Annotated in this window: 17 protein-coding genes and 1 pseudogene; 7 read left to right on the forward strand and 11 right to left on the reverse strand. The window is 62.7% G+C overall.

The features are described from left to right. Window positions 1-233: 233 nt before the first annotated feature. From FQ755_RS18060 to FQ755_RS18095, 8 genes are all read right to left on the reverse strand, one after another. Entirely contained in the window at window positions 234-608 is a 375-nt protein-coding gene (locus tag FQ755_RS18060) for a DUF3564 domain-containing protein (RefSeq protein WP_144156206.1), read from the reverse strand. A gap of 258 nt (window positions 609-866) precedes the next feature. Further along, window positions 867-1,649 (reverse strand): helix-turn-helix domain-containing protein, encoded by a 783-nt coding sequence (locus FQ755_RS18065; protein ID WP_144156207.1) that lies wholly within the window; start codon window positions 1,647-1,649, stop codon window positions 867-869. Next, the gene (locus tag FQ755_RS18070) at window positions 1,642-2,073 is read right to left on the reverse strand and encodes a response regulator transcription factor (protein WP_144156208.1); all 432 of its coding nucleotides are present in this window, start codon (window positions 2,071-2,073) and stop codon (window positions 1,642-1,644) included. Before FQ755_RS18070 ends, FQ755_RS18065 begins: the two co-directional genes overlap by 8 nt. 123 nt (window positions 2,074-2,196) lie before the next feature. Beyond that, window positions 2,197-2,844, reverse strand: a complete 648-nt coding sequence (locus FQ755_RS18075) for a response regulator transcription factor (protein ID WP_144156209.1) — start codon at window positions 2,842-2,844, stop codon at window positions 2,197-2,199. Continuing rightward, complete coding sequence (locus FQ755_RS18080) at window positions 2,841-4,013, reverse strand: PAS domain-containing sensor histidine kinase (protein ID WP_144156210.1); 1,173 nt, start codon at window positions 4,011-4,013, stop codon at window positions 2,841-2,843. Before FQ755_RS18080 ends, FQ755_RS18075 begins: the two co-directional genes overlap by 4 nt. Window positions 4,014-4,241: 228 nt before the next feature. Next, window positions 4,242-5,069, reverse strand: a complete 828-nt coding sequence (locus FQ755_RS18085) for a universal stress protein (protein WP_144156211.1) — start codon at window positions 5,067-5,069, stop codon at window positions 4,242-4,244. A gap of 51 nt (window positions 5,070-5,120) precedes the next feature. Further along, on the reverse strand, window positions 5,121-5,957 hold the full coding sequence (locus FQ755_RS18090) for a universal stress protein (protein ID WP_144156212.1): 837 nt from the start codon (window positions 5,955-5,957) through the stop codon (window positions 5,121-5,123). A gap of 82 nt (window positions 5,958-6,039) precedes the next feature. Then, window positions 6,040-7,680: an oleate hydratase gene (locus FQ755_RS18095; RefSeq protein ID WP_260858673.1), complete on the reverse strand. Its 1,641-nt coding sequence runs from the start codon at window positions 7,678-7,680 to the stop codon at window positions 6,040-6,042. A gap of 320 nt (window positions 7,681-8,000) precedes the next feature. Here FQ755_RS18095 and FQ755_RS18100 point away from each other — a divergent pair, with 320 nt between their 5' ends. The 7 genes and pseudogenes from FQ755_RS18100 (at window position 8,001) to FQ755_RS18130 (ending at window position 16,327) form a co-directional block, all read left to right on the forward strand. Beyond that, entirely contained in the window at window positions 8,001-8,237 is a 237-nt protein-coding gene (locus tag FQ755_RS18100) for a UDP-glucose 4-epimerase (protein ID WP_144156214.1), read from the forward strand. A 187-nt stretch (window positions 8,238-8,424) separates the two neighbouring features. Next, a complete protein-coding gene (locus FQ755_RS18105; RefSeq protein WP_144156215.1) occupies window positions 8,425-9,912 on the forward strand; it encodes a basic amino acid/polyamine antiporter in 1,488 nt (495 codons plus the stop codon). Between the two features lie 58 nt (window positions 9,913-9,970). Next, window positions 9,971-12,307, forward strand: a complete 2,337-nt coding sequence (gene speC, locus FQ755_RS18110) for an ornithine decarboxylase (protein WP_144156216.1) — start codon at window positions 9,971-9,973, stop codon at window positions 12,305-12,307. A gap of 19 nt (window positions 12,308-12,326) precedes the next feature. Then, the gene (locus FQ755_RS18115) at window positions 12,327-13,550 is read left to right on the forward strand and encodes an arginine deiminase (RefSeq protein ID WP_144156217.1); all 1,224 of its coding nucleotides are present in this window, start codon (window positions 12,327-12,329) and stop codon (window positions 13,548-13,550) included. Window positions 13,551-13,581: 31 nt separating this feature from the next. Then, on the forward strand, window positions 13,582-14,586 hold the full coding sequence (locus FQ755_RS18120) for an ornithine carbamoyltransferase (RefSeq protein ID WP_144156261.1): 1,005 nt from the start codon (window positions 13,582-13,584) through the stop codon (window positions 14,584-14,586). 11 nt (window positions 14,587-14,597) lie between these two features. Beyond that, a pseudogene (locus tag FQ755_RS18125) lies at window positions 14,598-15,515 on the forward strand (carbamate kinase); the annotation flags it as partial. 83 nt (window positions 15,516-15,598) lie between these two features. Beyond that, the gene (locus FQ755_RS18130; RefSeq protein WP_144156219.1) at window positions 15,599-16,327 is read left to right on the forward strand and encodes a Crp/Fnr family transcriptional regulator; all 729 of its coding nucleotides are present in this window, start codon (window positions 15,599-15,601) and stop codon (window positions 16,325-16,327) included. Window positions 16,328-16,379: 52 nt separating this feature from the next. On the opposite strand, the gene fabI is transcribed toward FQ755_RS18130, so the two are convergent. Genes fabI through FQ755_RS18145 form a run of 3 tightly spaced genes read right to left on the reverse strand, consistent with a single transcriptional unit; the run spans window position 16,380 to window position 19,734 of the window. After that, complete coding sequence (fabI, locus tag FQ755_RS18135; protein WP_222105755.1) at window positions 16,380-17,141, reverse strand: enoyl-ACP reductase FabI; 762 nt, start codon at window positions 17,139-17,141, stop codon at window positions 16,380-16,382. Between the two features lie 8 nt (window positions 17,142-17,149). Next, on the reverse strand, window positions 17,150-18,343 hold the full coding sequence (locus FQ755_RS18140) for an acetate/propionate family kinase (RefSeq protein ID WP_144156221.1): 1,194 nt from the start codon (window positions 18,341-18,343) through the stop codon (window positions 17,150-17,152). Beyond that, window positions 18,340-19,734, reverse strand: coding sequence for a bifunctional enoyl-CoA hydratase/phosphate acetyltransferase (locus tag FQ755_RS18145; protein ID WP_409937524.1), 1,395 nt, complete (start codon window positions 19,732-19,734; stop codon window positions 18,340-18,342). Before FQ755_RS18145 ends, FQ755_RS18140 begins: the two co-directional genes overlap by 4 nt. Window positions 19,735-19,737 lie beyond the last annotated feature (3 nt).

Consider the following 19,737-nt stretch of genomic DNA (forward strand, 5'->3'; position numbering starts at 1 on the left):
TTCAAACATCGAGATCAATTTCTGGTCGGTATTCATTCGGTTCCCAACAAGAAAACGACTTTCGAGACCCGCCAATTTCGAATGTGGCGAACAGTCAGGCTGAAAATGATTTGTTCAGACCTTCCTTAGGCTTTACCGGGAGGGATTCGAACCCTCTGAACTCCAACAAGTGGTTTCCGCCAACTTCGGCTTCCCCCACTACCAGATTTATCCTGGCGCTATCAAATCAATCTTTAGCGCACCTCGTCGCCCGCAAAAATGCTGTGTTCCGGGCTCACGCATTCGGTGTCGACACATTGCACGTGCCAATGGCCGCTCATCAGCGTTCGGCCTTCATTGGCGCACCATTGCGCACGACCGGTTTCTCCTTCGAACGGACCGCCAGGCGTATTCAGATCGAGTCCTTCGAGCACGCAAAACGGCGCCGAAGCCTGCGGGCCGCACACGAGTGTGTTGCCGCAGTCGGCTCGCAGCGCACCCCAGCGGGGCAGATCGAGTCCGTGATGCCCTTCACGCGACCATTGGCACACTTCCTTGTCGAGCCAAAGGATGGCAAACGCCATTGGATTGACACGGTCGAAAGTGTCGAGGTGGATGGTGAGACGCATGAATTTCTCCTTGTGTACCGAGTTCGTTTGCCGCGAACGAAGCCACATACATTCGCGACCCACGCTCCAGCAGAGGCTCCAAGGTCAGTTTATGGCGAAGGACGACGCGGCGATTGACGCGCGTCAAGCTGATGTCTTTCCAGCGGAAATCGATGCTGAAAGCAGCCCGGCATGCTAGTTGGCATGCCGAACTTTCTTTCCGGGAGGAGGGTGAAATGCGCGGGATGGGAGGGTATTCGACAGCGATGACTCTTGAGACTACATGCGGGCGAGACCGTCCATATCGAGAATTCTGATCTGCTTGCCGTGCGTATCGACCAGTCCGTCTTTCTGGAGCTTCGACAACATGCGGCTGACGGTTTCGAGTTTCAGGCCGAGATAGCTGCCGATCTCTTCACGCGTCATGCGCAGATGGAACTCGGCCGGCGAGTAGCCGCGCGATTTGAGCTTACCCGACATGTTCAGCAGAAACGTGGCGACCCGCTGGTCGGCGGACATCGTGCCGAGCAGCATCATGAGGGTCGCCTCACGTACGATCTCGCTGCCCATCAGGCGATGCACATGCTGCTGCACCGCCTTGACGTCGCGGCACATAGCCTCGAGAAGATGGAACGGGATGATGCAGACCTTGCTGTCCTCGATGGCGAGCGCGTCGCAGCTATGCCGCCCGGAGCAGACGCCGTCGAGGCCAAGCACATCGCCGGCCAGATGGAAGCCCGTGACGTGTTCGCGGCCGTCGCGATGCATCACGACCGTTTTGAAGGAGCCCGCGCGAACGGCGTAGATGCTCTGGAAAGAGTCGCCCGCGCGGAACAGCGATTCACCGGTTTTGATCGTGCGCGAAGGACAGATCAGCGCTTCGATACGTTCGGTCTCGGCCGGCGTCAGCCCGTCGGGCATGCAGAGGGCCTGCATCGCGCAGCTCGAGCAATTGGCGCCGGTTCGCTTCACCGCGGGGGCCACAGGCGATGCGGCTCCCGGCGAGGACAACGGGGCTCGCGCGAGCGTCCGGATTTCGGAATATTCGGCAACGTCAGACATGATGTGCTCCCAGATGATGGAGACCACGTGCGCAGCGCTCGTGGGCAATCCGCTTGATCGTCTTGCAGGCAAGCTCGAATTCGCTCGTTTTGTCGAAGAAATACCGTGCGCCGTTGGCGAGGCACGCCTGGCGGAACCCGTTGCCCGAATGATTGGTCAGCACGATCGTGATGACCGCAGACCTGCTCTGCGAGAGACCCCGCAGCAGTTCCATGCCGGTGCCGCCGGTCAGATGGAGATCCATGACCACGACGTCGGCGCCGGTCGCAGTGATGCCGTCGAGCGCTGGGCCCGGTTCCTCGGCAACGCCCACGATCTCGACCCCTTCGATCGCGCCGAAGCGCGCCGCCATACGTTGTCGGATCGAAATCGTGTCCTCGACGAGGAAGACACGCAAAGCGGGCAGTGAAGGGCTTGAGTTCATGGCTCGAAGTATCGGCCGCGCCATCTCAAAATAAAATCGGCGGCGAACGAGCTTCGAGTAAGGGAGTGTGAAGGTTGTGTAGGGGATTTCCTACATACGTTATGCGAAGGCAACGCAGCCGTGCTAGATCTCGTCGTCCTCGCCGAGCAGCTTGTGACGCATCGCGTAGCGCACCAGGGCCGCTTCGTGCGGCATCTGCATTTTCTCGAGGATGCGCGTTTTATAGGTGCTCACGGTCTTGCTGCTGACACAAAGTTCGGTGGCAATCTCGCTGAGTGTCTGCCCCACGGCGATACGGCGGAACACATCGAATTCGCGATCGGACAGGCGCTGATGAGGGAGGGTATCGACGGGCTCGTTCAGGCTCTGGGCAAAGCGTTCGGCCATGGCGAGGCTGACGTAGACGCCGCCGGCGGCCACCTTGCTGACCGCCGAGACCAGTTCCGCGCTGGCGCTTTCCTTGGTGAGATAGCCTGAGGCACCGGCCTTGAAGGCGCGCACGGCGTACTGCTGCTCCGCGTGCATGGTGAGCACGAGAATGCGCAGGCCCGGTAGTTCGTCCTTGATCTGCTTGATCAGTTCAACGCCGTTGCGCCCCGGCATCGACAGGTCGAGCACGAGTACCTCGGCCCGATGGGAGCGAACCAACGCAATCGTGCTGACGCCGTCGCTGGCTTCACCGACCACTTCGAAGCCCTTTGCGTTCTGCAGGATATGTCGCAGACCATCGCGCACGAGCGCGTGGTCGTCGGCAATCAGCACTCGAATCATGTTTGCGACTCCTGCTGTTGCACGGCTGCTGCTGGAAACGTGACGATCAGCACGAAGCCATGGCCGCTGGACGTGTGAATTTCAACCGTGCCGCCCAGCATGTACGCGCGTTCACGGATGCCGAGCAAGCCGAAGGACTTTTCGGCGGGAGGCGTCGACGCGGCGGCCCCATGGCCGTTATCCGCGACCCGCACGACGCAGGCATCCGCCTCGATACGCACCGTCAGCTTCACGACGGTGGCATCCGCATGCCGGGCGACGTTGGTCAACGCCTCCTGGACGATACGGAACAGCGTGGTGGCGCCGGTGGGCGAAAAATGGGTGTCGCCGACTTCGATGTCGCGTTCCACGTCGATGCCGTAACGGTTCGTGAAGTCGTTCGCGAGCCATTCGATCGCCGGAATCAGACCGAGGTCGTCGAGCATGACCGGCCGCAGGTCGGCGGCGATACGGCGTACCGATGCGACAGTCACGTCGATCAACCGCCGCATGCCCTGCAGTTGCCGCAGAAGCCCGGGTTCGGCCGTGGCTTCCAGCGCCTGCTCGACCGAGGAAAGGTCCATTTTCAGCGCGGTCAACTGCTGTCCGAGATCGTCGTGCAACTCGTGGGCAATGCGGGTCTTCTCGTCCTCGCGAACCTTCTGCAGATTGGCCGACAGTTCGCGCAATTCCTCGCGCGACTTGCGCTGCTCGTTCTCCGCTTTGACCCGCGCGGTGATGTCGCGCAGCATGACGGTGTACAGCTTGCTGTCACCCTCGCGAACCTGGGAAATCGACGCTTCGACCGGAAACTCTTCGCCGTTGCTCCGCAGGCCGTACAGCACGCGCTGCGACTCGCCCATCTGACGCTCGGACACGCCCGTCACGCCGAACTGTTCGACATGGTGCGCGTGCGTCGCACGAAAACGTTCCGGAATAAAGCGCGAGAGCGAGCTACCGAGCGCCTCGGCCGCACTGCAGCCGAATACGCGTTCGGCCATGGGATTGAAGATGATGATGGTTTGCCGGTCGTCGACGGTAATGATCGCTTCCATCGACGAGCGGATGATGCCCATCAGGCGAGCCTCGTTGTCGCCCGACAGGCTACGCGCCTCGTGTGTGGCCGTAGAGGCGCCGTGTATCCGCGTTGACGGGCCGGCATGGAAGGGCGTTTTACCGTGATGGGGCATGTGCGCCTTTTTGGATGAGCGGCAATCCGCAGCACCGGGCGATGCCAGGTGCTGCGTGGATCGCGAGTCCTGCGATCACGTTCTGTTCGGTCGTGTTCGACCGTCAGGGAAGACGGCCGCTGGACCGCACGTGCCTCACATTTTGCGCGATTTGCATGGATTGCGCCAGTCGGCCGGGTCCAGAGGTGTGCGCAGGAAATGCAGCCGCTGAGGGCGCGCGCTTTCCGCTCAGTGCGACATCAGTACCGGGACCGTCATCGAATGGAGCATCGTGTCCGTGACGCCGCCCAGCAGCCTCTCCTGAATGCGCGGGTGGCCGTATGCGCCCATCACCAGCAGATCCGCGCGAAGGTCGGCGACCATGTTCAGCAGGACAGCGCCGGTCGAGACACCGTCGCCTGCGGCGGTGTCCGCAAAGCCTGCGTTGATGCCGTGCCGGTCGAGCCATCCGGCAATGTCGAGGCCGGCCGGTCCGCCGCTCGAAGGATGCTGCTGCACCGTCATCACGGTTACGAACTTCGCGGCTTTGATGACGGGCAGGGCGTCGGCCACGGAGCGGGCGCTCTCGCGGCTGCCGTCCCACGCAATCAGTACGCTTTGGGCAAACGAACGGACCGCTCCGGCAAAGGGCAGCACGATAGCCGGACGCCCCGAACTCATCACCACGTCCTCCACGAAGTGAAGGCTGACGTAGGACGAGGACTCCCACGGATCGTATTGGCCGAGAATCAGAAGGTCTGCGTGGCGGGCGTGAAGGATTGCCGTTTCGACAGCCGGGCCGGCCGGCGCACGCCACTCCACGGCAAGACCGGCCCGCTCCCCGGCCGCGAGAAACCGCGCCTCTGCAGTCTCGCGATTGACGTGACGCCGCCTCTCGGAGGTGGTGACCCAGGTGCCCTCGGCATGCAGGAAGATCGGCCGCGTGAGTTCCTGACACACCACGTACAAGCCGATCAGGTGGGCGCCGTACTGGCGGGCGAGGTCGAGCGCGAAGTCGGTGCGCGCGGCGCTATGGGGACTATCGTCCAGCTGCACGAGCAGGGTTTTGCAGGTCATGACGGTTCCTTGACGGTTTCAGACGGCGGCCCGATAAAGCGCCGGGGATAGTCAATGCGACATCAGCACGGGCAGCGTCATCGACTTCAGGATCGTGCGGGTCGCACCGCCCATCACGAGTTCCTGCCAGCGCGCGTGACCATAGGCGCCCATGACGAGCAGATCGGCGCCCAGGGTATTCGCTTGCGATAGCAGCATGTCGCCGACCGCTCTGCCGGCCGGCAAGTCGAGGTTCTTGACCTCGACACGGATGCCGTGCCGTGCGATCACCGTCGCGATATCGGCGCCGGGAATGCGCACACGCGATTGGCCTGGCTCGCCGTTGACCGACACGATCGTGGTGAGCCGGGCGGTGCGCATGAACGGCAACGCATCGTGGACCACGCGGGTGGCTTCGCGGCTGCCGTCCCAGCACACCATCACGTGACCGCCCGGAGCGGCGGCGTTAGCCGCGTACGGCGCCAGCAACACGGGCCGCCCCGCGGACATGACGAGCGATTCGGAGAAATAGTCGCCGACGTACGATTCCGGGTCGTGCGGGTCTTCCTGACCGGCAATGACCAGATCGGCGTAATGGCCCCGGTGCGGCACGGTGAGATTTGCGGCCTGATCGACGGCGACCCACTCGCCGGCCAGCTCCGCGCGCTTGAGCTCTGCGTGAAAGAGCCGTTCGAGCGCGCCACTCCGTTCAAGGCGCAAGTGGTCCTGAGCCGCGAAGTATTCGGCGGATCCGGCCATGACATAGAAAGCGCGCGGGTCGGGATTGAACACCGCAAACACGCCCACCAGATGCGCGCCGAAGTGCTTCGCCAGTTGCAGCGCCATTTCGAGCCGCGCATGAGCGTGCCGGCTGGTGTCCAGGTGAACGACGATGGTCTTGTAGCTCATGGCGGCTCTCCGGAGGAGGTCAGTGATGCGTGAATCGGTGATCTGAGTCTAGGTGTGAAAGCGTCCACCGCCTTGACTCAGATCAACGGCGGTCCGCGAACGTCGAGTACGCCTGGTAGACGACGCGCGGATCGTGCTGGCCTTTGTGTACCGCCGGCGGCGCAAGGTCGAGTCCGAGCAGCTTGTACACCGCGTTCTGCGCCGAACGCACCGAATATTCGACGGTGAAGACGACGTCATCGGGTAACTCGCAGAACTGTCCGATGAAGGCGAGATTGCCCCAGCCTTCGGGCACCACGGCCGGCCGGTCGCCGCGTCGGCGCGGCAGGAACTGGCTCGTGATGTAGGGCATCATGCAGGGGATGCAATTGGCGTGCGCCATGATCCGTTCGGCCTCTGCCTCGATCCTCAAATGCAACAGGATTTCCGTCAGGATTTCTCGGCCCGTGCACGCGTGCATGGGTTTGTCGATGAAATTTCCCGGTTCGTCGACTCGCAGGCCATAACCCCAGAACACCTGCACATCCGCGGGTTGGCCGATGAAATGCGGCTGATGCGGCAACACGATCGAGGCGAGCCAGTTCGATTCCGGAAACGTGATCAGACCGCCTTCGCCGGGCACGTTGCCGGTCAGGTCGCGGATGAGCCGAAACAGCGTCGGGTCGCGCAGCGTCGCGGTGAACGAGAGCCATTTGGATGCATCGCGATGATCGGCGAACACGGAGGGGTGGCCAAACTCGGGATGGCCCGCGGCGATGTTTTTCCAGAGGTTCCAGGCGCCTGTGCGGTCGACCGTATCCAGCGGGGCGGGATGGTCCATGCCGCCCATGCTCGAAGCGGCCGTCATCGAACCGAGCGTGACGATGACCTTGTCGGACGGACCCAGCGGCAGATCGAAGCGCCGCCGGGCCGTGTCGCAGACGAGGGCGCGCACCCGGTTGAGCGCGCCGGTTTCGTCGAACAGCAGATCGGTGACGCGGGTGTCCGGTTCGAACACGACGCCGTGATTGTCGAGCCAGCGGCGCAGCGGCTGGACCATCGAGTCGTACTGGTTGTAGACCGTGCGCATGATGCCGTGCAACTGGTTGAAACCCTCCGACATATGCGCGAAGCGCAGCAGATAACGCCGAAATTCAGCGGCACTGTGCCACGGCTGGAACGCGAACGTCGTACACCACATCAGCCAGAAATTGGTCTTGAAGAACGAGGCCTCGAAGTGATCCACGATCCGGCTGTCGCCGAGCATCGCCTCCGGTTCGATGGAAAGCCGGCCTAGCGTCAGCAGATGCGTTTCCGCGAGTCCATAGGCGGGTGCCGTTTCGCGCCGGCCGTTTCTCACGAGCCGCGCCGTGGAGGATGTTTGCAGCGTCTCGTTCCAGTCGAAGATCTCCTGCGTTACGCTTTTGCTGTCGTCGAGCGTCGGGATCGACGAGAAGAGATCGTAGGTGCACAGGTACTTGCTTTCGAGCATGCGGCCGCCGCGCACCACATAGCCGCTTTCCGCCGTTCCCGAGCCGTCCAGGCTTCCGCCGGGCCGGTCCAGCGCTTCGAGAATGACGATGTCGCAGCCGCGGACATGGCCATCGCGGATCAGAAAGGCCGCCGCCGCCAGCGAGGCGATGCCGCCGCCGACGAGATAGAACTTGCCGCTCTCTGCAGCGCCGCCGTCAAGACCGGTGTCTGCGTGCGGCGCCTGGACGCGATTCGGGTGGGGATTGTGCACGTTGTTGTCCTCTTCATGTTCGCCGCAATCGGGTTGCGGCCGGACCGCTCCAATGCATCGGGCGGACGTTGAGCCAACATACCCGTGGCTTTGACGCTGCGATTGCGTTGGATCAAGCGGCGTGCGGCCACGTTGTCGTGCGTTTGAAGAAACCGGTACCAGGTTGATGCAATGCTGCGCGCGAGCCTGGCGACCCGGAGGCATCTGGTCGCTGCGTGATCTGCATCAAGTTTTTCTGGCGCTTCGCTTGTACGCTGGATCGAAGATGGCTTGCGGTGCGAGCTATTCCAAAGAAACCCGCGAAAGATCAGGAGCGGCCCATGGCGATTTCCGGAAGAGTGAGCGATGGCAATTGGGTGGTATCGGCGGTAACGCATCAGATTGCAGGTGGTTTCGACTGCGCGATCACGTTGAGCTATACCGCGCCGGAAGGCGTTTTTACTCACGAGTTCAGTCACAGCAGCATTTTCCCGAGCGAGCGTGAGGCCGTGCTCGGCGGGCTGCTCGAAGGTATGGTTTGGGTCCAGCTCAAGATTTCGAAGACGTTATCGGTGTAGGTGGAACCACACGCTGCGCAGGCGGGTTCATGCGCTGCTTGATACAGATCAATCGTGGCTAGGCGAACTCTTTTATTCTCGATTGCGGTAGCCGGAGAGGCGCGAGTTTCAAGGCCGGTCATTACCATTCCAATCAGAATTCGCCGTGCCCGTGGTCGCGCACCTGCCCGGCACCAGGAGAGAAACCATGGATCAGTCGCATGGCGCTTTGAGCGGTGCTCAAGCGCAGCCGTCTGGCGCTTCGCAAGCCAGCAGCCGGAAGTTGGGCCTGCCGCTCCTCACGGGGGTCGTCATCGCTTCGATGATCGGCGGGGGCGCATTCAACCTGCCGCAGAACATGGCGCAAGGCGCGGGGCTTGCCGCAGTCGTCATTGCATGGGTCGTCACGCTGGTCGGCATGTTCTTTCTGTCGAATACGTTTCGCACCCTGGCCGACAAACGGCCGGACCTCAAGGCCGGGATTTATTCATATGCGAAGGAAGGCTTCGGTCCGCTGGCCGGCTTCGAAATGGCATGGGGGTACTGGTTGTCGGCCGCGTTCGGCAACGTCGCATTCGCGGTGCTGTTCATGCAGACCGTCGGCTATTTTTTCCCGATCTTCAAGAGCGGCAACAACTGGCCGTCGATCATCGGCGCGTCGCTGCTGATCTGGGTGATGAACTTCGTCGTGTTGTCCGGCGTGAAGCGCGCGGCGATCCTGAACGTGATTTCGAGCGTGCTGAATATCGGCACGATTGCGGTCGCCCTGTGCGCGATGGCGGTGGCGATCAAAGGCGGCATGTTCTCGTATGACTTCTGGGGACAGCAGCAGCACCTGGGCAGCCTGGTCGGTCAGGTCAAGAGCACGATGCTGGTCACGCTATGGGTTTTTATCGGTATCGAGGGTGCCGTTGTCGTCTCGGATCGCGCAGGCAAGACGTCGCAGGTGGGCGTCGCGACCTTTCTCGGTCTCCTCGTTTGCACGGTGCTGTACTTCCTGTTGTCGGCGTTGCCTTTCGGCGTGATGCATCAGGCGCAACTGGCGGGGCTCGCGTCGCCATCGGCCGCGTACGTGCTGAAAGCGGCAGTCGGCGATTGGGGCGCGGTCTTTATTTCGGTGGCGCTGATGTTGTCGCTGCTGAGCTGCTGGCTCGCATGGACGATTCTGGTGGCCGAATTGCCATACGAAGGTGCCAAGGACGGCGTATTTCCGAAGTTTCTGGCGCGCGAAAACCGCCACCACGCCGCCGCGCCGTCGCTGTGGATCTCCAGCGCAACGATGCAGCTCGCGGTGTTCGTCGTGCTCTTTGCCCATGACGCATGGAACTGGCTGATCTCGATCACCGGCGTCATGATCCTGCCGCCCTATCTCGCCAGCACCGCGTTCCTGTGGCGCTATGCATCGCAATCGAAGTACGAGGCGAGCTCCGGCGAAACCGTTCGCGAGTCGATCTGGACCGGCGTCCTGGGGACGGTCTATGCAGTCTGGCTGCTTTATGCGGCGGGCCCCCAGTTCGTTCTGATGTCGACCATTCTCTTCGCGATCGGATTCCCAGTGTTCTGGTGGGCCCGGCGCGAGCACGCACCCACTGAGCCGGTTTTCACTCGCCGTGAAACTGTCATCGCCGTGATTCTGGCCGTGGTCGCGATTGTCGCACTGGTGCTGTTCGCTCGCGGTACGGTCAAGCTGAGCTGAACCGTTTGGCGCGCGCGCCGAATCCGGTTCCATCGCGGTATTTTCATCAGGAATCACGATGCTATACGACCAGATGTTTGGTTTCCTGTTCTGCTGTGCGATGCCGTTGCCGCCGACATTGCCGTCTTCGCGGCTGCAGCGCATTATCGATGAGCTCGGCCGGCTCGGCTATGGGACGATGATCACCGCTGAACCCGCCGAAGCCTGTTCCGCGATCCGCAGTGACGCGTCGGTGGGATGCATTGTCGTCGAATGGTCGCTGACCGAACCGGAAAGCGACGTCGAGTCGTTTGTCCGGTTCGTGCGCGAGCGCGGCCTGGATGTGCCGGTTTTCATCCTGGTGGAGCGTCATCTGCTGGACGAAATTCCTGTGGCGGTGCTCGGTCAGGTGACGGGCTACATCTTCATCGAAGAAGACACGCCGGAATTCGTTGCCCGCAATCTGGTGAGTCATTTACAAAGCTATGCCGATTCGCTCAAGACGCCTTTCTTCGGCGCGATGGTGGACTACGCGGAGCAGGCCAACCAGATGTGGACCTGTCCAGGCCACAACGGCGGCGTGTTTTATCAGAAGAGCCCGATTGGGCGGGCGTTCGTCAAACATCTGGGCGAGGCCGTATTCCGCAATGACCTGGATAACTCGGTCATCGAGCTAGGCGATCTGCTCGTGCATGAGGGCCCGGCGTTGGCGGCGCAAAAGGCCGCGGCGCGCATCTTCGGCGCGGACCGGACGTATTTCGTACTCAACGGCACGTCGACGTCGAACAAGATTGCGTTGACCGCACTGGTGGCGCCGGGCGACCTCGTGCTGTTCGACCGCAATAACCATAAGGCCGCCCATCACGGTGCACTGCTGCTGGGCGGCGGCATTCCGATCTATCTGCCGACCGCGCGTAACGTCCACGGCATGATCGGGCCGATCGATTTCGACGCGCTCGACGAGGCGCGCATTCGCGACAGCATTCGGCGTAACCCGTTGATCGAGGACTCGCAGGCCTGGCAGCGGGAACGGCCATTCCGTGTCGCGATCATCGAACAGTGCACCTACGACGGCACGATTTACGACGCGCAAATGCTCATCGAAAAAATCGGGCCGCTGTGCGAGTACATCCTGTTCGACGAAGCGTGGGCCGGATTCATGAAATTCCACCCGTTGTTCAAAGGTCACTTTGCGATGGGTCTCGAAGGACTGGATGCGTCCGCGCCCGGCATTATCGCGACGCAGTCCACGCATAAGCAACTGGCGGGCTTTTCGCAGGCATCGCAGATTCACGTAAAGGATGCGCACCTGGATGGGCAGCGCAGACAGGTGAGCCATCGGCGCTTCAATGAAATGTTCATGCAGCATGCATCGACCTCGCCGTTCTATCCGCTGTTCGCGTCGCTCGATGTCGGTGCGCAGATGATGCGGGGCCGTTCCGGCGAAGTGCTGTGGGATGACACCATCCGGCTGGGCATTGAGATGCGCAAGAAGATTCGCGCGCTGCGCCGCGAGTACGAAACGACCGAAACAGACCCGGCGCGGCAATGGTTCTTCGATCCATTCGTGCCGGACGTGATTCAGTTCGAAGGCCGCACGGAACGCTGGGAAGACCTGCCCACCGATCGGCTGGCCACGAGCGCGCATTGCTGGGAGCTGATTCCCGACCAGGAATGGCATGGTTTCGGCTCGCTTGCGGCGGGCTATGCGATGACCGACCCGAACAAGCTGACGCTGCTCACGCCTGGCTTCGATCGCAGCACGTGCGAATACGCGGAGCACGGCATTCCGGCGGCGGTGCTCGCCGGGTTTCTCCGCGAAGTGCGGATCGTTCCCGAGAAAAACGACCTGAACAGCATTCTCTTTTTATTGACGCCGGGGCTGGAGTCGTCGAAGGCTGGCACGCTGCTTTCCGCGCTGGTGCGTTTCAAGCAACTGCACGACGATAACGCGCTGCTCGACGACGTCATTCCATCTTTCGTCGCGGCGCATCGCAAGCGTTACGCGGGTGTCGGGCTGCGTGACCTGTGCGCGCAGATGCACGGCTTCTATCGCGAGCACGACGCCAGCCGTCTGCAGCGCGAGCAGTTTCGCGTGGCGCATTTCCCTGAGGCCGCCATGCTCCCGCAGGAGGCGATGCACCAACTCGTGCGCAATAACGTGGAGCTATTGCCGATCGACCAGATCGGCGGCCGGATCGCGGCCACGCTCGCGCTGGTTTATCCACCCGGCATCGGCGTCATTGTGCCAGGCGAACGGTATGACGAACGGGCGTCGCCGATGCTCGACTACTTCCGGATGTTTGAGGAGGGCGGCAATCGCTTTCCCGGCTTCGAGAACGAGATTCAGGGCATCTATCGCAAGACGGAAAACGATGGCAGCACGCGGCTTCTTACCTACGTCGTAATCGAGTAACTACTTTCAAGAGGTAACGATGAGCTCAGGCGTTCATTCAGAGGCCGGCAAGCTGCGCACGGTGATGGTTTGCAGTCCCGGCCTCGCGCAGCGGCGGCTTACGCCCGCGAACCGCGAAGCGTTGCTGTTCGACGACGTGATCTGGGTCGACAGGGCAATCGAGGACCACAAGGTATTCACCGGTGCGCTGCGCGAGCGCGGCGTCGAGGTACTGGAATTCCACCACCTGCTGGCCGAAACGTGTCTGAACCCGGCGGCACGCGACTGGATTCTTGACCGGCGCATCGTCGAGGAAGAAGTCGGCACGGGGATGTTGCGTGAATTGCGGCTGTGGCTCGAAGAAATGCCCGCGCAGCAACTGGCTGACGTGCTGATCGGCGGCGTGGCGAAGGCCGAACTGCCGTTCGACGCTCGCGGGCTGTTCGGCGGTTACCTCGAGCGCTCTGAGTTCGTGATCCAGCCGCTCGTCAATCTGATCTTCCAGCGTGATCCGGGCGCGTGGGTGTATGGCGGCGTCACGCTGCATCCGATGTTCTGGCCCGCGCGCCGGAAAGAGACTTTGCTCCTCGCAGCCGTGTATGCCTTCCACCCGCGCTTTGCCGGCAAGGTCAAGACGTGGTGGGGCGGTTCCGACCAGAGCTATGGCGTCGAGACGCTCGAAGGCGGCGACGTGATGCCGATTGGCGGCGGCATCGTGCTGATCGGCATGGGGGAGCGTTCGAGCCCGCAGGCGGTTACGCAGGTCGCACGCGCATTGTTTGCGGGCAACGGCGCAAAAAGGGTGATCGCCTGCCAGTTGCCGAAAGCGCGCTCGTCCATGCATCTGGACACCGTGTTTTCGTTCATCGACGTCGACTTTGTCAGCATTTATCCGGATGTGGCTGATGCAATCCGGTGCACCAGCCTCTATCCGGGAGACGAATTCGGCAAGGTTCGCTACGAACGTCACGAGGAAAAATTCCTTGCCGTGGTGGCGAAGGCACTGGGTGTCGGCTCGCTGCGGGTATTGACTACGGGAGGCGATACCTATGAAACCGAACGCGAGCAATGGGATGACGGCAACAACGTGCTGGCGCTCGATCGCCGGGTGGTGCTGGCTTACGACCGCAATACCTACACCAACCGCAAGATGCGTCAGGCGGGCGTCGAGGTTATTGAAATCCCCGGTGGCGAGCTTGGACGAGGCCGGGGCGGCACGCACTGTCTGAGTTGCCCGATCGAGCGGGATGCCATCCCTGTCTGACGCCCCCGGAAACGACCGACTAACGGAAATCATCATGTTCAACGTCCATAACCGCAGCTATCTCACGCTGATCGAATACACTCCGCGGCAGATCCGCTACCTGCTCGATCTGTCGAGGGATCTGAAGCGGGCCAAATATGCCGGCACGGAAACACCGCGCCTGAACGGCAAGAATATCGCGCTGATTTTCGAAAAGACCTCGACGCGCACCCGTTGCGCATTCGAAGTCGCCGCCCACGACCAGGGTGCTCACGTCACCTATATCGATCCGACCGGCTCGCAGATCGGCCATAAGGAGTCGATGAAGGATACGGCCCGCGTGCTGGGCCGCATGTACGATGCGATCGAATACCGGGGCTACGGCCAGGAGATCGTCGAGGAACTCGCGAAGTATGCGGGCGTGCCGGTCTACAACGGTCTGACCGACGAGTTCCATCCGACACAGATGCTGGCCGACGTGCTGACGATGCACGAACACAGCGGCAAGCCTTTGCATCAGATCAGCTATTGCTACATGGGCGACGCACACAACAACACCGGCAATTCGCTGATGATCGTAGGTGCGAAGCTCGGCATGGACGTCCGCCTGTGCGCGCCGCGCCGCCTGTGGCCGCACGACGAACTGATCGCGCAGTGCCGGGCAATCGCGGCTACCACTGGCGCGCGCCTCACGCTGACCGAGAAACCCGACGAAGCGGTAAAGGGCGCTGACTTCATCTATACGGACGTATGGGTGTCGATGGGCGAGCCGTTCGATAAATGGGGTGAGCGGATCACGGAACTGTTGCCGTACCAGGTCAATGCAGCACTGTTGGCCGCGAGCGGCAATCCCCGGGTGAAATTCATGCACTGTCTGCCGGCGTTCCATGATGCGCATACTGAGGTCGGCAAGCAGATCGCAGACCAGTACGGTTTGGTCGACGGCGTAGAGGTCACGGATGAGGTGTTCGAGTCCGAGGCGTCCATCGTCTTTGATCAGGCCGAAAACCGCCTGCATACCATCAAGGCGATCCTGGTCGCCACGTTGACCGGATAAAGGGGAGACTCATGCGCATCGTCGTCGCTCTCGGCGGAAATGCACTGCTCAAACGCGGTGAAGCGGTCAGTGCCGATGCACAACAGCGCAACGTACAGACCGCTGCGACACAGTTGGCGGCACTCGCCGGCTCGAACGACCTCGTGATCGTGCACGGCAACGGGCCGCAGGTGGGTCTGCTAGCGGTGCAAAGCGAGAGTACGCCGCGTGCGGCACGCTTTCCGCTCGATGTCCTGGACGCAGAAACCGAAGGGATGATCGGCTACATTATCGAACTGGAACTGCGTAACCGGCTACCTGCAGAGCGCGCTTGCGCAACCTTGCTGACCATGGTGGAAGTCAGCGCGACGGATCCCGCCTTCGATCGCCCGGACAAGCCGATCGGGTCGATACTCACGCAAGGCGATGCAACGACGGTCGCCCGCGAGACCGGTTGGACAGTCGCGCCGGACGGTGCCGGGTGGCGGCGCGTGGTACCGAGTCCGAAACCGCTGCGCTTTCTCGAGATCCAGCCGGTGCGTGCGTTGCTCGCGGGCGGTACGATCGTGATTTGCGCGGGCGGCGGCGGCATTCCCGTTGTCGCCGGGCAGAGCGGCCGCTATCGCGGCGTCGAAGCAGTGGTCGACAAAGACCGCAGCGCCGCCTTGCTGGCGCGCGAAATCGATGCCGATCTGTTTGTGATCGCGACCGACGTGAGCGGCGTTTATCTCGACTGGGGCATGCCGGCTGCGAGGCTGATACGCCGCGCGAGCCCGGCGGCACTCGAAGGGATGGGCTTTGCCGCCGGGTCGATGGGGCCGAAGGTGGAAGCCACCTGTGAATTTGCGATGCGCACCGGACGCCGCGCCGTGATCGGCGCGTTAGCGGATATCGAGCAACTGGTTGCCGGGACGGCAGGCACGTCGATCACCCGTGACCAGGCGGGGATGGATGCGGGCGAACCCGTCGCAGTGGAAACACAACAGGGCCAACACCCTGAATCGAACACATCAATGGCCGTAAAAAATCAGTTATGAACGAAGAACTAATCGAGACGCCGCGCTATCGACCGTCGATTTACGCTGCGCCGTTTCGCAAGGACGGAGACGGCGCCGAAGTGGAACTGCTGTCGAAGTCCGAACAGGACTCACTGCTGGAAGTCTCCCAGCTCGTCAGCGTCCGGCGCCACACCGTGCTCTATCCGGAAGGTGGAGAGGCTCGCTTCGTGTACAACGTGGTGAGTGGGGTAGCGGAAACCTATCAGTTGCTCGCGAACGGCGAAAAGCGCATCACAGCATTCCTGTTCCCGCGCGATATCATGGGACTCAGCGAAAACGGCACTTACGTCGCCACCGCACAGTCGTTGACGGCGGTGACCGCTTTCAGGATTCCGTTCGACGCGCTCGAAGCCATTCTCGAGCGTGACCCCAGCCTCGATATCGGTCTGCTCTGCAAGCTGTGTCATGAACTGCGGCGCTCGCAGCATCACGCGATCACCGTCAGCAAGAATGAAGCGCCGGCGCGCCTCGCCAGTTTTCTGTTGTGGATCGATCACGCCTATGCGCCGCCAGGCCGGATCGCAGGAGAACTGAACTTGCCGATGGCGCGGCATGATATTGCCGACTACGTGGGCCTGTCGGTCGAATCGGTCAGCCGTGCGCTGCAGGTGCTCGAGACGCAGGGCATGATTCGCCGCAAAGGGCCGCGCTTCATTACCGTGCTCGATGCCGCGAAGCTGCGCAAGCTGGCGGGACAGGCATAGTCGCGCGTGCCGGTTGCGTGCAGGCTGCCTCGCGTACGTTCGCAGCCCGTGATCATGCCGTGATATGGAAGCCGGCGTCTGCGTAGATCGTCGAGCCAGTCAACGTCATCCCGGCATCGCTTGCCAGTACCGCGGCGATCCGCCCGATTTCCTCGATGGTGACAAGGTGCTGGGCCGGCGTGTGCGCGCGGACGTCGTCAAGCAACGCATCGAAATGCTCGATGCCTGACGCCGCGCGTGTCTTCACCGCGCCGGCGGAAATGGCATGGACGTGAATGCGGCGAGCGGCCAGATCGGCTGCCAGATAGCGCACGCTCGATTCGAGCGCCGCTTTCACCGGACCCATCACGTTGTAGTGATCGACGGCACGTTCGGCGCCGTAGAAGCTCACCGTCATCAGACTGCCGCCGTTGGTCATCAGCGGCAAAGCGAGCTTCGCCATGCGGATGAACGAGTGACACGACACCGCCATGGCGAGCGCGAAACCCTCGGCGGGGCAGTCGATCAGCTTTGCGTGCAGCGCATCGGCGGGCGCAAAGGCGATTGAATGGAGCACGAAGTCGAGCTGTCCCCAATCCTTCGCGATCTGCTCGAATACGGCTTCGAGCTGGCCCGCAACGGTGACGTCGCAAGGCAGGACAATGGACGATTCAAGCGCTTCTGCGACCGGCGCGACAAACGGTTTGGCCTTGTCGTTCAGATAGGTGACAGCCAGTTCGGCGCCAGCTGCGCGAAACAGTCTGGCACAGCCGGTGGCGATGCTGTGCTCGTTGGCGATGCCGACAACGAGGCCCCGCTTGCCGGAAAGATCGATAATCGGATTCACGATGTGGACTCCTCACGGTGATGGATCGCGACGGCTTCGTCGGCGATGATCTGTTCTTCGTCAGTGGGCAGCACGAGGACCGTCACCTGGCTGCGCGCGCTGCTGATCACGCGCGCGTTGTCGGTGTTCGCCTCGCGGTCGAGTTCGACGCCGAGCCACGCAAGCCGCTCGCAGACCGCGCTGCGCACCTCCGGCTGATGCTCGCCGATGCCGGCGGTAAACACGAGACTGTCGAGGCCGCCGAGGGTGGTGCCGAGCCGCGCCGCTTCACCGGCAACGCGAAAGGCGAACAGCTCCAGCGCTTCACGGGCCTCCGGCCGGTGGCTCGCCTGCAGCGTCCGGCTGTCCGCACTGATGCCCGACACGCCGAGAAGACCCGATTTCGTGTACAGCAGGTTCTCGATTTCGGCGGCGCTCATGCGCTGCTGCTCGAGCAGATGCAGCACGACGCCGGCATCGAGCGCACCGCAACGCGTCGCCATCGGAATGCCGTCGAGCGTCGAAAAGCCCATGCTGGTATCGCGGCTCCTGCCTGCATCGAAAGCCGCAAGGCTCGCGCCGCTACCAAGATGCGCCGCGACCACCTTGCCGTGCGCAAGCTGCGGGAACTGCTGCGTGAGTTGGCCGATGATGAACTGATAGGACAGGCCGTGAAAGCCGTAGCGCTTGACACCTTGATCGAAGAGTCGGCGCGGAATCGCGAAACGGCGCACGAGATCGGTCTGCGTACCGTGAAACGCGGTATCGAAGGAGGCCGACTGGATCAAATGAGGCCGCAGATGCCGGATTGCGCGGATCAGCCGCAGGCTTTGCGGCTGATGCAACGGCGCGAGCGGCACCAGGGCCGCAATCGCGGCAAGCGTGTCGTCGTCGATCGCCACCGGCCCCGTGAAGCGGTCGCCGCCATGCACGACGCGATGGCCGACCGAGACGAGATCGTCAAGCGGGAAGTGCGTGGCGAACCAGCCTAGCGTTTCGTCGATCACGTCGTGGAGATTTTCGGTCACGCCCGATACCAGCGCGATCTCTTTGGTCTCCCCGTCGCTGGCCAGATGCAGGCGCAACGGCTGCTGCCGGAAGTCGATCGTGCCCTGGCCTACTCTTACAGCCGCCTCCGGCGTGACGCGAAACAGGCCGATCTTGACCGACGACGAGCCGGGATTGAAGGTGAGCAACAGTGGGGCGTTCATGATGGCATCGGTGCTCCGTGGACGCGTTCGGCTGCGAGCTTGGCGAGCGCGGCAGACGCGAGGCGCACGCGCACGCTGTCGGCGCGGCTTGTCAGGATGATCGGCAGACGTGCGCCGAGCACGATGCCTGCTGCGTCGGCGCCGGCGAAGTACATCAGTTGCTTGGCCAGCATGTTGCCGGCCTCCAGATCGGGTACCAGCAGAATGTCCGCCTGACCTGCGACAGGAGACGCGATGCCCTTGGTTTGCGCCGCCGCCATGCTGATGGCGTTATCGAACGCGAGCGGGCCGTCCACCAGCGCGCCCGTGATCTGGCCGCGCGCGGCCATGACGGTCAGCGCGGCCGCGTCGAGCGTGGTCGGCATTCTCGGGTTGACGGTTTCCTCCGCTGCGAGGACGGCGACCCGCGGCACCTCGACCCCGAGCAGGTGCAGCAGGTCGATCGCGTTCTGGCAGATATCGCGCTTCTGGTCGAGCGTCGGTGCGATATTGACGGCGGCGTCGGTGACGAGCAGCGGTTTCGCGTAGGCCGGCACGTCCATCGCATAGACGTGGCTGATCCGGCGCGCGGTGCGCAGCCCCGACCCTGCCGCGACGACGGCGCAGAGCAGTTCGTCGGTGTGCAGGCTGCCTTTCATCAACGCGGCAACCTTGCCCGCCGCACCCAGTTCGACCGCGCGCGCGGCGGCCGCGTGGCTGTGCTCCGTCGATTCGATCTCCATGCCTTCGAGGCTGAGCCCGGCAGCGTCGGCGGCTGCGCGGATTTTGGCCTCCGGCCCGATCAGCAGCGGGTCGAGCAGTCCCTCGTCGCGAGCCGTGAGGGCCGCGCGGATGGCATCGGCCGAGCAGGGATGGACGATCGCGGTGCGCAGCGCCGGCCGCAGGCGCGCCTCGCGGATAAAGGCGTCGTACCGGTCGTGGCGACGGACGGCGGCCTCCGGGCGCGGCATCGCGGGCAAGACGATCGAGCTCGCCGGAGCGATCACAGTGGCGACGCCCAGTAAAACCACGTCGCCTTTCTGGTTGGTGCAAATCGTGTCGAACAGCACGATGCGCTTTTCTGGACGCTTTTCCTTCACGGTCACCGTGGCCGTGATGGCGTCGCCTGGCGTGACCGGACGACGGAACTGCAAGGTCTGGTCGAGGTAGATGGTGCCCGGTCCAGGCAAGCGGGTGCCGAGCAGCGCGGAGATCAGCGCGGCGGTCCACATGCCGTGCACCACGACGTGGCCGAACAGATCGGTCGCGGCGAAGACCGCATCCATATGCGCCGGGTTGACGTCGCCCGACATCGCGGCGAACAGATCGATGTCGTTTTGCCCGGCGATGCGCACGAGCGAGGCCGATTCGCCCACCGCGAGCTCGTCGAAGGTACGGTTGTGTAGCAGCATATC

The organism is Paraburkholderia sp. BCC1885, assembly GCF_900996235.1.
Classification (GTDB): domain Bacteria; phylum Pseudomonadota; class Gammaproteobacteria; order Burkholderiales; family Burkholderiaceae; genus Paraburkholderia.

Excerpts from the sequence above, each read along its gene's own strand:
- FQ755_RS18080 (WP_144156210.1), bottom strand. The coding sequence starts at position 4,013 with ATGCCCCATCACGGTAAAACGCCCTTCCATGCCGGCCCGTCAACGCGG.
- FQ755_RS18085 (WP_144156211.1), bottom strand. The coding sequence starts at position 5,069 with ATGACCTGCAAAACCCTGCTCGTGCAGCTGGACGATAGTCCCCATAGC.
- FQ755_RS18140 (WP_144156221.1), bottom strand. The coding sequence starts at position 18,343 with ATGAACGCCCCACTGTTGCTCACCTTCAATCCCGGCTCGTCGTCGGTC.
- FQ755_RS18100 (WP_144156214.1), top strand. The coding sequence starts at position 8,001 with ATGGCGATTTCCGGAAGAGTGAGCGATGGCAATTGGGTGGTATCGGCG.
- FQ755_RS18105 (WP_144156215.1), top strand. The coding sequence starts at position 8,425 with ATGGATCAGTCGCATGGCGCTTTGAGCGGTGCTCAAGCGCAGCCGTCT.
- FQ755_RS18090 (WP_144156212.1), bottom strand. The coding sequence starts at position 5,957 with ATGAGCTACAAGACCATCGTCGTTCACCTGGACACCAGCCGGCACGCT.
- FQ755_RS18075 (WP_144156209.1), bottom strand. The coding sequence starts at position 2,844 with ATGATTCGAGTGCTGATTGCCGACGACCACGCGCTCGTGCGCGATGGT.
- FQ755_RS18145 (WP_409937524.1), bottom strand. The coding sequence starts at position 19,734 with ATGCTGCTACACAACCGTACCTTCGACGAGCTCGCGGTGGGCGAATCG.
- FQ755_RS18130 (WP_144156219.1), top strand. The coding sequence starts at position 15,599 with ATGAACGAAGAACTAATCGAGACGCCGCGCTATCGACCGTCGATTTAC.
- FQ755_RS18115 (WP_144156217.1), top strand. The coding sequence starts at position 12,327 with ATGAGCTCAGGCGTTCATTCAGAGGCCGGCAAGCTGCGCACGGTGATG.
- FQ755_RS18070 (WP_144156208.1), bottom strand. The coding sequence starts at position 2,073 with ATGAACTCAAGCCCTTCACTGCCCGCTTTGCGTGTCTTCCTCGTCGAG.
- speC (WP_144156216.1), top strand. The coding sequence starts at position 9,971 with ATGCTATACGACCAGATGTTTGGTTTCCTGTTCTGCTGTGCGATGCCG.
- FQ755_RS18060 (WP_144156206.1), bottom strand. The coding sequence starts at position 608 with ATGCGTCTCACCATCCACCTCGACACTTTCGACCGTGTCAATCCAATG.
- FQ755_RS18065 (WP_144156207.1), bottom strand. The coding sequence starts at position 1,649 with ATGTCTGACGTTGCCGAATATTCCGAAATCCGGACGCTCGCGCGAGCC.